The 12,792-nt window shown below is 52.8% G+C and carries 8 protein-coding genes and 1 tRNA gene; 2 read left to right on the top strand and 7 right to left on the bottom strand.

Annotation, left to right across the window (positions count from 1 at the left end):
- Positions 1-8 precede the first annotated feature (8 nt).
- The gene (locus MVC73_RS07490; protein WP_297509122.1) at positions 9-626 is read right to left on the bottom strand and encodes a hypothetical protein; all 618 of its coding nucleotides are present in this window, start codon (positions 624-626) and stop codon (positions 9-11) included.
- A gap of 142 nt (positions 627-768) precedes the next feature.
- On the opposite strand from MVC73_RS07490, the gene MVC73_RS07485 reads away from it, so the two are divergent.
- A tRNA-His gene (locus MVC73_RS07485) sits at positions 769-845 on the top strand.
- A gap of 184 nt (positions 846-1,029) precedes the next feature.
- On the opposite strand, the gene MVC73_RS07480 is transcribed toward MVC73_RS07485, so the two are convergent.
- The 6 genes from MVC73_RS07480 to MVC73_RS07455 are packed head-to-tail and all read right to left on the bottom strand — an operon-like array spanning position 1,030 to position 12,090.
- Positions 1,030-3,120: a hypothetical protein gene (locus MVC73_RS07480; protein ID WP_297509119.1), complete on the bottom strand. Its 2,091-nt coding sequence runs from the start codon at positions 3,118-3,120 to the stop codon at positions 1,030-1,032.
- Positions 3,121-5,139: a hypothetical protein gene (locus tag MVC73_RS07475; protein WP_297509116.1), complete on the bottom strand. Its 2,019-nt coding sequence runs from the start codon at positions 5,137-5,139 to the stop codon at positions 3,121-3,123. It lies immediately after the preceding gene.
- Complete coding sequence (locus tag MVC73_RS07470; RefSeq protein ID WP_297509113.1) at positions 5,140-5,835, bottom strand: hypothetical protein; 696 nt, start codon at positions 5,833-5,835, stop codon at positions 5,140-5,142.
- Complete coding sequence (locus tag MVC73_RS07465) at positions 5,832-7,613, bottom strand: hypothetical protein (protein WP_297509111.1); 1,782 nt, start codon at positions 7,611-7,613, stop codon at positions 5,832-5,834. Before MVC73_RS07465 ends, MVC73_RS07470 begins: the two co-directional genes overlap by 4 nt.
- Positions 7,610-10,990: a tubulin-like doman-containing protein gene (locus tag MVC73_RS07460; protein ID WP_297509108.1), complete on the bottom strand. Its 3,381-nt coding sequence runs from the start codon at positions 10,988-10,990 to the stop codon at positions 7,610-7,612. Before MVC73_RS07460 ends, MVC73_RS07465 begins: the two co-directional genes overlap by 4 nt.
- Before the next feature lie 11 nt (positions 10,991-11,001).
- Positions 11,002-12,090, bottom strand: coding sequence for a hypothetical protein (locus MVC73_RS07455; RefSeq protein WP_297509105.1), 1,089 nt, complete (start codon positions 12,088-12,090; stop codon positions 11,002-11,004).
- Between the two features lie 197 nt (positions 12,091-12,287).
- Here MVC73_RS07455 and MVC73_RS07450 point away from each other — a divergent pair, with 197 nt between their 5' ends.
- Positions 12,288-12,743, top strand: coding sequence for a Tfx family DNA-binding protein (locus MVC73_RS07450; RefSeq protein WP_297509289.1), 456 nt, complete (start codon positions 12,288-12,290; stop codon positions 12,741-12,743).
- Positions 12,744-12,792: the final 49 nt, after the last annotated feature.

Raw genomic sequence — 12,792 nt, 5'->3', positions numbered from 1 at the left:
CATTTTCCCTATATCCCGAACTCCTCCGCGAGCTCGTAGAAGAGCTCGTCTTCGCCTAGTTCTTCCCTCAGCTTTTTGAAGTTCTCCTTCAGGCGTGGAAGCCTCCCCTTGGAGCGCCCGAGCATTGAGTTACCCACTTCAACTGCGAACTGGAGGTACTCGTTGCCAACAAGAACCCTTCCGTCCCTTCCGAGCGGCGCCGTCAGGTACTCCGTGGCGTTTATCTCGACAAGGTACCTCTTTGATATCGCCTTGAAGGTCGTGTACTTGAAACCGCTCGCTAGTCCGAGCTCGTGGAGCCTCTTCGCCCTCTGGAGGTCTTCGGCAACAACGTGGAAAATCGGTGGCTGGCTCTTGAGGAATATCAGCCCCTCTCTCGCTTTTTTCAGGCCTTCTCTCGCCTCCTCGAAGGTTATCGGCCTGTGGACCTTTATCAGCCACCGGGAGAGGGGCTTGGCCCCTAACGCCGGCTCCTCGATGATTCCTATTCTCCCGGAGCAGGAGCTGGTAGTGTAGATTCCACTGATGGAGTTTATCAGCAGGAGGATGTCTATTATGTCCTCGTCAACCTTTCCCTCCTTCATCGCAGTGAACAGGCTTTTAAGGGCCTCGCGCTTCGCCTTCATTTCAAAACACCTCGCCACCGGGTTTTTGGGCCAGATTTCAATTATGATATCTCCTCCCGCCACATAACCACTTATCGGGGCGTTTTTCTGGATTTCTGGCGAAAACTTTATAAAGCTAACCCAAAAGCTTAAGCTGGACGTGGCCGGGGTGGTGTAGCCTGGTCAGCACAGGGGACTGTGGATCCCCTAGCCCGGGTTCAAATCCCGGCCCCGGCCCCAGAGAAGTTCCATCAAGGGTTGAATCCTTTTAAAGACCCTCCAAATGTTGCCATCTGTTGACTCATTCTCAAGTAATGTTGGATCACATAAGGTGCTCGTTCATTACCCCTTAAGCCCGCATCTCACGGCAGGTTAAAACGTTCGGAAGACGCTGACTTTCAAATCATTAAAAAAGTTAAAAGAATCACCTGACGAGGTTGAAGAACATCATCAGGATTGAAAACAGGAGGCCTATCAAGTAGTAGTTCGGAACGTAGGGAAGCGGGTCGTCCCAGTTCTTGGAGTTGTCTCCGTCTATGTCATTCATCAAGCCCTTTAACTCCGCCAGGTCTTTCTTCAGGGCCGTGTAATTTCCGCTCTCCTGGTCTTTCTGGATTTTCTCACGGAGTTCCTTGATTTTCTCAAACCTTTCCTCGACCACGGGAATTCCAAACCACTTGGCAATGGTTTTGCCCCACTTTGAGCTCTGTTCATAGAACTTCTCGGCTTGTTCGGAGGTTTTCTGATAATCCTCTTCAATGTCCTTTAGCTCATTAAGCTTCTTGATTACCCCGTTGTATTCCTCCTTGGCAAGGGTGAAGTCCCCGTCCCGGAAGCTCCTGTCCGCCTGCTCTATTAGGTTGTCCACATCTCCGGGTATCTTTATCCCCTCGGCTCTGGTCTTGTCGTAGAGGGAATGGGCTTCGTTCCTCGTCTCTATCACGGTCTCCAGTTCTGGGTCGTTGCACTTCTCCTTGATGCTCTCCCACTGGAGTTTTGCCCCCTCGTAGTCTCCTTTCTTATAGAGTTCCTCAGCACGGGACATGTCCTCTCCGAAGACGCTCTGGGTGTCTATACCCTCGGCCTTCAGCTTGGTCAGGCAACTGAGCGTTTCGTTCTTGGCCTTCTTCGCCTCAATGGCCTTGAGCACGATTTCGTTGGCGGTCTGATTGGCCTCAAGGAACTTTGCCTTGGCCCCCTCGTAGTTGCCCTGCTCCATGAGATTGAGCCCCTCAACGAAAATGGAGACGGCCGGGTTCACGACGTAGCCCTCGGCCTTAACCCCCGTTATATGCTCCCAAACATCGCCGAGAACGGCTTTGGTCTCGTTGAACTTTTCCTCCCTAGCTTTCAGGTCGTCCGCGAGTTTGCTGCACTTCGAGAGTGCAGTCTGGAAGTAGCCCGAGGTTATGAGCTTGTAGAGGTCTTCTCTGGCGCTCTTCTCAAGGTCGTCAACCTTTATCCTTATCACGGTGCTGTTGAAAATCGTGTAATACCTCTTCCCTGCCCGGGTTATGTTTGAGAGGAGGCTTGCCCTGCAGGTCATAGTCTCATCCCACTTCTCGACTATAGTCTCCGCAACTTCCTTGGCATCGTCGAGGTAACTTATGGCGTCAACGCAGTCACCGTTGTCGTAGTACTTTTGGGCGGTGTCTATTTTGTCCCTTACAGCTTTGAAGAGCTCCGAGGGTATTGTCTTCTCCTTCTCGGCCAGGTAATCCTCCAGTTCTTTTTTCCTCTCGGGAAAGACCTTACACGAGTTACAGCAGTCCTTTATCATGTTGATTGCACTGTTGGCCGTCTGGAGGGCATCCTCAAAGTTCCCCTGCTGGTAGTAATCCTCGGCCTCGCTTATGAGCTTCTTCACCTTCACCGTTATGGAAAGGGGACACTCCTTGCATCCTGAGACGCAGGTGGAGGGGTCGGTTACGGCCTTTTTGGCGTCTATTATGGCCTTCCTGGCCTCTGTAGCTATCTTTATCGTGCTCCTGAGGTTGTCAAGGGCCCTCCATGCGGTCTGGATTGCATCGTCGTACCAGCCGGAATCCCTGTACTGCTGTGCCAGCGTCAGGCTCTGTCTCGACTGGTTTAACACCGACTCCGGCAGGGTGCCGTTGGCTTCTGCCTCCGAGATGAGGGACTCAAGTAGCGAACAGGCGACGTTGGCCAGGGCTTCGACGTCAACCCGAACCTCAACGGTTGCCTGCTTGTTGCTCACATAGACCGCAACGGCCCTTATCTGTATCGTCCCGTCGCCAAAGACGTCAGTGAAGGCGTCCTCAGCGGTGACCAGCTCGCTCCCCTGAATCCCCGAGACGTTGACGAGCACCGTTCCGCTCACCGGGTTCATATCAACGAGGGTCAGGTTGAAGTAGTTGTACTCGTAGGTCTCGCCGACAACGAGGTTCAGGGTCGCGGAGCGCAGGCTACTGGCCGAAACCCAGGGAACGCTAATCCCTGCCCACAGTTCAAACCCGAGGAAGGCGATAATGAGCAGGGCCCATACCTTCCTCATTCAGCTCGCCTCCACCTTGCTGTCTATGAACTCAAGGAGTTTCAGGAGCCTTTCCAGATAGAGACGGACATCCTCGGGCTTCCCTACTCCGCTGAGGTCACCGGTCAGGTTGCCAACTTCCCTCCAGAAGTCCTTGGGGGTTAGGGCCACGTTCGCAGGGAGGTTTAGGACGTAGCCCAAAAGCCCCTTGGTGTACGCCGAGACGTTGAGGGTATTGAGCTTCCCGGGGTCGCTGATGGTCTTGTTGGTGTTGTAAAGCTCTTGGAGGTCTTCCATAACGACGACCGCCGGGATTTTTGTGAAGTTCTTCTCAAGGGCACGTTTTATTCTTCCCTGCTCCGCCGTCCATTCTCCCATTACCTTACAGGCCCCCGAACAGGATTTGACGGAGGAGACGTTGAAACTCTTGAGCTTCTCGGTGTGATTTTGGGTTATCCTTTCAATGAGCATGGTCTCCTCAATGCTGGCGTTAATTGCCCTGGTAAAGTTTATCATGTAGCCCTTTACCGGCTCGCTGATGGGGTTGAGCAGTATTTTCATAGAGACTTTCTGGGCCTGTCTGAGGTCATTGAGGGAGTCATTTAATACGTTCTGGAAGTGGACTGACTCGCTGTGAAGGTTTTCACGCATCTCGTTGAGCTTGGCTCTGCAGTGGCCGGTCATTACTTTCTCCCAGCCACCGATTCCGGGTTCTTTACTGAGTGTCTGGAGGTCGTCCTCTGTGAGGGTCACGTTAGGGCCAACTAGGGTCGAGAAGCACTTTGTGTCCTTGCTGAACCCATCGAGTTGGGACTTCAGCTTATTCTTCTCTTCCCTTAAGGCTAAGATTGTGCTGTTCGCCTTCTTCAGTTCATTCTCCAGAGTATTGACCCGGGCGGTGAGCTTTTTGGTTTCATCCTTAAGCTTGCTCTGATTTGCCAGGCACTCACGGTGAAGTTTGCTGTCGTTGACCACTAGGGAAGAGAGATACGCCAGGTCAACCCGTCCGTTCTTCGCTTCCTTGATGAACTTTATGTAGCCACCAATGACCTTCGCCGGTTCGCCCTTAAGACCGGAGTTCGCCTTGAGATATCCATTGTCCGCTGGAGGAATAACCTTGGCCGGTTTCGGGAGAAGGGGCATCACCCCTGAGGAGTGGAGGTAGGCACCCGCAAAGAGCCCCGCGAGGAGGAGGATTATTGAGATTCCCGCCACTATTGGACGCGCTATTCCCTTGGAGCTACTCTCGTAGAGTCTCCTGTACCGTCTAGCCTCGGCCTTCGAGCTCTCAAGGTCATCCCTGCATTTTTCGAGGTCTCTTTGGTATCTGAGACGCTCCCTGTCGCACTCTTCATAGAGCTCTTTAAGCCTTTCAAACTCGCCTTCAAGGGCAGAGAGAATCTCCTCTGGGGGCTTGGCATCCTTCTCCATCCACAGGCCGGGATACTTGGCCGAGCTCCCCTTGGAGAAAACAAGGAGTTCGGTTATCGGGCTCTCCGGGGCAGTGTAAAGTATCCTCTGAATCAGCTCCAGAGCCGCTGCGCGGTCTCCAATACTCGGGTCATCGTAGTTCAGACCCTCAACCCGAACCCTGAGCCTGTCCTTCGCGAGCCCGTACTTTCTGAGGGTCTCCTCATCGTATTTCGGGAGCTTTTCAACGAGCGTTGCTATCTTCTCTGCAACAGCAGGATTCAAATAGGGCTTTTCGCCGAATTCGCCCTTATAGGCGACGTTGTTGCTTTCCTCGAAGTCCGCTATGAGTTTTTTCATTAGATCCTGGAACCTCTCGACGAAGGAGGGGAACTTCTCCGCGGGGAACTTAATGAGGACTAGATAACGGTTATCCCGTCCAAGCCCCCTGTTCTCGTAAAGATGGTCGATGCGCATCCCAACGACGAAATCTTCACCCCTTCTCAGGGCAAGCCAGACGCCAAGGGAGTCCATATCACCGTAGCTTATCCCTAGTTCCTCAAAGTTCACTCCTCCCCCCGAGACGAGTATGCCCTGGGTATCGTATATGGCAACGGGAATCTCACCCATTTACATCCCTCCGGTTGGGAACCACAGGCCACCGAGAGAGGGCACGGTCCCCTTTGAGTAAACCACAAAGGGGTATCCAAAGTCCCCCCCTCGGGAATAATCGCTACGAAGGGCGTTTTCTATAAAGTGTGGAATGCAGGACTTCGTTGAGAGCCCCTTAATTGCCTCCAATACCGTCCCCAAGAAGAGGTAACGCTGGTAAAGTGATGGATAGGGAGTATCCGTAATACCCGGAACTGTGACTTTTCTGTAGGGGATTTTGGATATCGAGGAAGGCACTTCCGAAGAGAGCTCCCTGAGATAGCTCCTTACCTCCCTATAGACCCTCACTATAGAATCCTGGGAAACATTCGGCTCCCCGACGGGTTCCTGCTCGAAGTAGAGGCCAGCCTCCCTGAATATCTTTTGAAGGTTCTCGGGCATGAAGACCCTCAGTGCAGTTTCGAAATCTCCTTTCTCTTGGCCGGAGAAGCTTAGGAGCAGTACCTCCCTGTTCAATCGACCTATTGGGCTCTCCTTCACGTTGTCAAACCTGGCCCCGATGTAGCAGAGAAGCTCCCCCCTCTCAATTGCCGGAAAGTAAGCGACCCAGAGACCGTACTTGTCGATGAAGGGGACGAGGGAAGATGCCAGTGGCTGGTTTCCATGGAGGTAGAGGGGAACGCCCTCGGTGGTGTAGATTCCAAGCCCTATCACGGGAGCAGCACCTCCTTCAGAACCCTGATAATGGGCGTTGTCCTCAGCCACTCAACGAGCTCATCGAGTCCCCTGACCAGGACTTCCTCCCTGAGGTCTTCTGCCGACTCGGGATCGAGGTGCTTGAGGTCTGCTGGCGAGAGGATTATGGACAGTATTATCCTCTTCTTCAGTTCCTTTTCGGGGACGAGTTTCTGAAGGAGGTTTAGGAAGGCAGTGGTGCTCTTGAGGAGGTTTATTATCCTCTTCTTAACTCCCGAGAGGCTGATGTTCAGGAGGAATGGCATGAAGATTGCCCCTATGAGGTCGGCCTTTGTGACCAGGAAGGCAAAGTCACCGCGCCTGTTGCGTTTCTTGAACCTTGAAAGGATGGCATCGTAGGCCCTGAGCTGGGCCTCAAGTGTGGCCCTCCTCGCTTGGAGGGATGACTCAAGGGCCTGGTTTGCTCTTTCGAACTTTCTGATTGCGTTCATTATGACCTCGTAGAGGGTTGGGTTGTAGTTCTTCATGTCGTTGAGGGCCTCCCTAGCTTCCCTGTCGCGCTGATAGAGCTCGTAGAGTATTCCCTCTCCGTCCAGGAGTGGAACTACCTTATCGGCCCTCATCAGACTGCTGAGGGTGTGGGCAACGGCCAGCTTGTCCCTAATGCTTTCGGGAACCTTTTCCCAGTAGATTTCCCTCCTGTAGTTCCTGAAGTCGAAGCGCATCCTTTCCAAGTCGTGGATTATCTTTCTCTTTATCTCCTCGGCTATGGCGTCCTTCTTCTCATCGGGAACGTTCTTCCTGTATCTTATCGCCTCCTTAAACCGCTCCATGTCGGCCTCTATGTCCTGTTCCACAGCCTTTACGAGGTCGTCGTACTTCTTGGTGTCTCTGACTATCTCCTCAAGATCCCACAGAATCTCACCGGCGTAGTCCGTTATCTCAAGCTCCACGTCCTTTAGGCCATGAAGGAACTTCTTACCTCCACCCCTCTTTATTCTGAAGGTGTGTATCGTGAGCCAGCCCTTCTGGGTGCCCTTAACCCCTTGAAAGCCCATGCGCCTGAAGATGCTGTACAGCTCGGCGAGGTCAAGTGGGGTCCCCTCCTCGCTTATCACGAAGGAGTCCTCGTGGGTTCCCTTCCTCTTGGTGACCAGGGTGTAGTAAAACCCGAGGGAGAGTATCGTCTTTCCGCTTTGCCTCGGACCGAGGAATATCGTGACCTCCTCGGAGGTGTCCTCGTCCCGGAGGGCGTGCCTGGCCGTCGCATGAATGAAGTATGCCTCAACCAGAACGAGGATGATTATGCCAAGGTAGCCAAGAATCTTTCCAAAGTGCTGGGTATACGTCCCCTTTTGAAACTCAAGGACGGCCTCTGAGGTCGGCGGGATAAGAAGCACGAAGAGAGGGAGCGGGGCGAAGGCCTTGGCCCACTTGAGCTGTCTTTCCTGTCGGGTTATGAACGCTAGGCCGAGGAGGAGGCCCAGCACCAGAGGTGCGAGAAGGGGAACCTCCCCCCAGTGGGCATCAATCAGTGGGACGAGACCCCCAATGAGAAGCCCCCACGTCTTTCTTGAGTAGGGCGTGAACCTTGTCAACGCGGTTACAGTGACTATGCCGAAGCTGAGGCCGGCAAGTGAGAGGAAGAGCCAGCTCCCGGTTATGACGTTGAGGTCGTTCAACAGGTTCGTTGAGGTGGCGGTGTATTTTATGAGCAAATAGAACACAAAACCGAGAAGGGTGTAAAAGAGAAAGGGCAGTAGGCCAAAGGACTCAAGGGACCTCGGGAGCCTCATTCACTCCCCTCCGGCCCCTTGTTGGCCACGTTGTGTTTTATGTAGTACTTATTGAGAATCTCCTCGCTGACGTCCCTGTTGTTGTACTGCTCGTCTGAGGCAAGGATGATCGCCTCGTCAAAGTCCATCGGTTCCCTCGCGATGTACCAGCCATCCTCAAGTTTGTAAACGTGGTGGAAGATTTCCCTCTTCTTGCCTGACTGATTGAGGGAGTAGTACTCGTCGTAATAGCTGTTGTTCTTCTGGTAGAGGCCGTAGATGTCCTCAAGGAAGACCTTCGGGAAGATTATGGTTATGGCGATGTCCCATGGAGAGCCCCTCGCGGGCATGCCGGTCGGAACTACCTTTCTGGGCTTGACCGTGCGCTCCAGGGTTTCCATGACGACCTCCCTGAGCTTCTCCGTGACCTCACCCGTGTTCTCGTTCACCGGCGAGTTTATGTAGCTGAGAACGCTCTTGAGCTTCCATTCGATTGGGATACCGTCCTCGCCTTCCACTATGCGCCTGTACTTGTCAACACCTGAGTACTCCGGAATTATGAGGGTCTGGAGGAGCTCGCGGAAGGTGTTGAGTATCTTGTTGAACTCGTTCTGGGAGATTGTGTTCAGGCTTGGATTCTGGAGTATCTTCGCCAGACTGCCCTCCGAGGCATCCATCAGCAGGCCAAGGGCCTCCGGGGAGGGCTGAACCTTGTAGATGAACGTCCCCTTCTCGTTTCTCCTTGAGCTGGTCTTTTCCAGGTATTTCTTGAGCTTCTTCATGGTCTCGTCGTACCTGTTCTTGTACTCCTTCCACTCCTTCTGGAGCCTCGACCTAACGTCAACTATCCTCTCCCTTAGGGTACCAAGAAGTCCCTGGAACTTCGAGAGCTCTTCAATCTCAGCCTCAAGCTTCTTTTTCTCCTCAATGAGCTCATTGAGCTTGGAACCAACTCCGGTCTTTGCCAGAATGGCCTCGTATATGGCGTTCTTCGCCTTGCTTATGAACTCCTGCTGCGATTTACTCTCACTGGCCACCTTGTCTAGCTGAATATCCTTGAGGTCAACGTTGAGGCGCTTTCCAATCTTGGCGGTTATGCTGTCCTGTATTGAATCCCTAAGCTTTTTGATGATAATCCAGATGCTCTCATCGAGCCTGTTTATCTCAACGTTGGAAATCGTGTTCGGCTCGGCACCGGGCCTTATCCTTATGAAGCTGGAGAGCTCCTTTCTGCGGGAGACCCTGCTGTAGGCCTTCTCGTATCTGTCGAGGTAGTCCTCCATCTCGACGCTGTAATCCTTACCCCTGAGCCTCTCCCCAAGCGACCTGTTCTCCTGTCTCCATTCGTAATACCTGTATCCGTAGTAGTTGAGCAGAGTCTCCTTGATGAGGTCTATGTAATCGATAAGGTCTTTCAGGGTGAGAACCTCCGGGTTGCCCGGGAAGATGGCCTCAAGCTTTGTAACGAGGTTCTTCAGACCCTCAAGGGCAGACTCCATATCCTCCGAAACTTGGCGGGCTAACATCTCCGGCTCAAGGTTCTTGTCGATGTCCCCGAGGGCGTGGGTCTTAAGGTCATCGAGGACGCGCTGTATTTTCCTTGAAGCTTCCCTGATCAGGCCCTCTATCTCGGGAAGGTCCTTGATGAAGCGATAGTAGTTCCTGAGGAGCTTTGTGTTGATTTCTATTATCTCCTCGACGTCGTTCTCTATCTTGGCCTTCTCCTTTTCGAGGGCTTTGAGCTCCTCCTCGATTTCGCTAAGCCTACGTTCCCTTGATGCTATGTCGTTGCCAACGGCCCTCCTCAGGTCGTCTATCCTGTTGAGGACAACGGGCTTCGCCTCGAAGGTCGCAAGGTCACGGAGGGCTGTTCCTATTTCGGTCTCGTAGGGTTCATAGCTCTTCTTAAGGTTCTCCGGGAACCTGAACCTGTGGAGAACCGCCAGCTGTTCTATCGAAAGGTGGATGTTATCGAGTATCTTCACAAAGGTCTCGTATATCTTCTTGTCAACGTCATCCCTGAAGTCCGTCTTGGCGCTCTCTATGGCTGTCTTGAGCTGGTTTATGAAGTCCAGTATCTCCTCGGGGGTCTTAAGTCCGTTGACGACGTCCGAGAATTTCTGGTCGCCCATCAGAATGCGGGTGTTTATCTCGTCCATAACTGCCTTGGGAGAGTTGTAGTTGAAGGCCATCAAAACTGGGTTCGTCAGGAAACCATAGAATTCCTGAATGAGGCGGGTGTTCTTTATATAGTCGAGATACCTGCTGTAGAAGCTTCCATCTCCACCGCTCGGCTCTATCATCTCCGCCTCCTTCAGGAGACCTATTATTCCCTCTATGTCCTTCTCCCTTATGTCCTCCTCGACCTTCAGGGCCTTTGTGAAGGCTGTAACGGCCTCATCAAGGTCTTTCTTGTTGGAGACCGTGCTCTCGACCTCGTACCTGACAATGCCAGAGGTCATGAGGGTGAACCTTCCGTAGTGGTTCGGCTCGATTTCATCGGATTGGTTTCCGCTCTTGGCGTCGTAGAAGTTCACGAAGGTGTAAACGAAGGCCTCGGAGAACTCCTGAAGGGCAATGTTCTTGGCGTACGCATCGTCCGAGCCCCTAAAGCGGGTCGGCTGAATTGTTGAGAGCACCACGTGATTGAAGAGGACTTCCCCGAACTTCCCCTGGGTGAGTCTCAGATACTCAAGCTCCGAAAGGGCTATGTAGGCGTTTGCCTTCTCCTCGCCCTCCTCAAGGGACGGGAGGATTCCGAAGAGAGTTATAGTAACACCCGGATTGGAGTCCCTTATCCTCTGGGCAAGGTCTATGAATATTCCCGAACCGGTGCCACCGCCGAGTCCGACGACCATTGCAATCTCCTGGGCGCCGGGCTTTATGCTGAATATCTCGTCCACCCTGCCCTCGACGAGGGCCTTGTAGAACATTGCCTTGGTAACGCCCCTTCTCCTGATGGTTCCCTTCGAGAAGCCCGAGCTTCCGTACTTCTGGAGGGCCTCTGTGTTGTCAACTCCGTGCTTCTTGTCGAGTATCCACCAGACCTTAACGAGTTTCTTCCTGTGGAGCTCGTCTATGAGGTTCTTGGTGTAGAGCACCCTCGGGGTGTCGATGTGGAGGTCCTGAATGATGTTCCTGACCTCAACGTCTATGTTTTTCGGCTTGTTCATCTCCTCGGCGATTTTTTCAATGAAGGCGTCTATCTCCTCCTTGTGGGCGAGGTCGTCCTTCATCTCCCCGACGGCTGTGTCGAGGATTATGAAGGTGTACTTCTTCTCCGAGTTCTCCAGCAGGGCCCTGACGAGCCACTCAGTGCGGAGCATCTGGAAGACCAAGTTTTTGCCAGCGCCACCAATTCCCATAATAACATCGGGGAAGACCCGAAGCTCGACCATCCCAAATCACCTCATTCTCCTTCATCAATCAATGAGCGCGAGCGCTCTCTCATACACCGCTCGTAGCCATGCTCCTCTCCCCTGCGGTAGCCCTCGTCGTAACCCTTCTTGTACCACTTGCTCTTTGCTTCCCTGACACCGGTGGACTTTCCTGAGCGGTAACCGGCAAAACCAACCACTCCAACGAGAATCACGAGAACTACCGTTGCAATAAGGTAGTTCTTGGCTGACTTCTGGGCGCTGGCCTTGAGCCTGTTGGCCTCTTCAAGCTGTGCTTGGAGGTCTTTGACCTTCTTCTCCAGGTCGGAAACCCTCTGGTTGAGGTTCTCGTTCTCGCTCTTCAGCTTGCCGTTCTCATCGCTCAGGCTCTTTACCTGTTCCTGGAGGTTGCTTATCTTCTTGTCCTTCTCCTTGAGGGTGCTGTTGAGCTGTTCAACCAACGCCTGGAGCTCGCTTATCTTGTTCTGGAGGTTTTCAATTGTCTGGGGGTCGTACTTGACGAAGAGAGGGAGGAGGTCGTTCTCAACGAAGTCAATCAGGCCGAGGTCTATGTATTCCTTGGCTATCGCCTTAGCCTTGGGGTCGGTGACGTTGTTCTCTATAATGGAGTTGACCTTCTCAAGCTGGGGGTGGATTATGACGAAGTTCTTGGACTCGCTGTCATAGCCGTCGGTTACGCGGTAGTAGATGTGCTCCCCGAGGTCAAAGAACTTGAGAGATAATCTCTGGTTGGTTGGGGTCTGGACAACCTTGGTTGTTATGCCCTCAGGCACGACGCCGTGTATGTGAACCTCAACGACCGAGGGAAAAGAACCACTCTTGGGGCTTATCTCAATCTTGTTTCCCTGGAGTTTAACGTCGAAGTTCCCGAGGTTGCTGGTGTCGAAGATTGGAGTTGCACCGTCCTGCTTGAGGTCTGTAATTATGGTGAGCTTTGTCCCGTGTATGTCCGTGATAACTAGGGTAAAGTCAACAACCTTCTTCTCCTCAATCTGGCTTGGGAGCTCTGGGTTTGTCGAGGTTGTAAGGGCACTGACGGGGCTTAAAAGAAGTCCAAGGGCCACAAAAAAGACCACAATTGCAACCAGTCTTCTTTTCATTACACTCCCCTCCAGTCAATGTTATTCCTTATATGCACCAGCTAACGCTAATTCTTGTTAATAGTATATTTAAGTGTTATTGAACCAGTATTTAGGCAGTACTTATCGATTGGTTCCCAGGTTATAACATCCAAGAATAGTCACCGCACCCATAAAACTTTTAATAACTACCGCTTTGTTAAACTCAGGTGTTTAAAGTGAAGAGCTTCCTCACGGAACAGCAGATTAAGATACTCAAACTGAGGGCGAGGGGGCTTAAGCAGAGTGAGATAGCCGAGCTTCTCGGAACGAGCCGGGCCAACATCAGCATACTGGAACGGAGGGCCCTCGAAAAGATTGAGAAGGCAAGGAACACGCTCCTCATCTGGGAGCAGATAAACTCGAAGGTCTCAGTCGAGGTCAGGCGTGGAGAGGACATCTTTACTGTGCCCGAGAGGCTCTTCCAGAGGGCCGACGAGGTCGGGGTTAAAGTGCCCTACAGCACCGCCGAGATAATAGCCTTCCTCGTGGAGCACGCGCCCGTCGAGGAGAGGCTCGCCAAGAGGGACTTCACGCTCTTTCTGGATGCCAACGACAGGCTCCGCGTCAGTGAGTGCCTGCTTGAGGGAATTGAGGATATGAAGAAGACCAAGAAAAAGGACAAGTCCCTCTAAGCCAAACCCCTTCCCGAAAACCCAATAAGGGCACACGAGTAGGGGATGC

It is taken from the genome of Thermococcus sp., assembly GCF_027052235.1.
Lineage (GTDB): Archaea > Methanobacteriota_B > Thermococci > Thermococcales > Thermococcaceae > Thermococcus.
This window is presented reverse-complemented; position numbering and strand designations above follow the sequence as displayed.

Coding starts and splice junctions, on each gene's coding strand:
- MVC73_RS07490 (WP_297509122.1), bottom strand. CDS start 626: ATGAAGGCGAAGCGCGAGGCCCTTAAAAGCCTGTTCACTGCGATGAAG.
- MVC73_RS07465 (WP_297509111.1), bottom strand. CDS start 7,613: ATGAGGCTCCCGAGGTCCCTTGAGTCCTTTGGCCTACTGCCCTTTCTC.
- MVC73_RS07475 (WP_297509116.1), bottom strand. CDS start 5,139: ATGGGTGAGATTCCCGTTGCCATATACGATACCCAGGGCATACTCGTC.
- MVC73_RS07480 (WP_297509119.1), bottom strand. CDS start 3,120: ATGAGGAAGGTATGGGCCCTGCTCATTATCGCCTTCCTCGGGTTTGAA.
- MVC73_RS07460 (WP_297509108.1), bottom strand. CDS start 10,990: ATGGTCGAGCTTCGGGTCTTCCCCGATGTTATTATGGGAATTGGTGGC.
- MVC73_RS07455 (WP_297509105.1), bottom strand. CDS start 12,090: ATGAAAAGAAGACTGGTTGCAATTGTGGTCTTTTTTGTGGCCCTTGGA.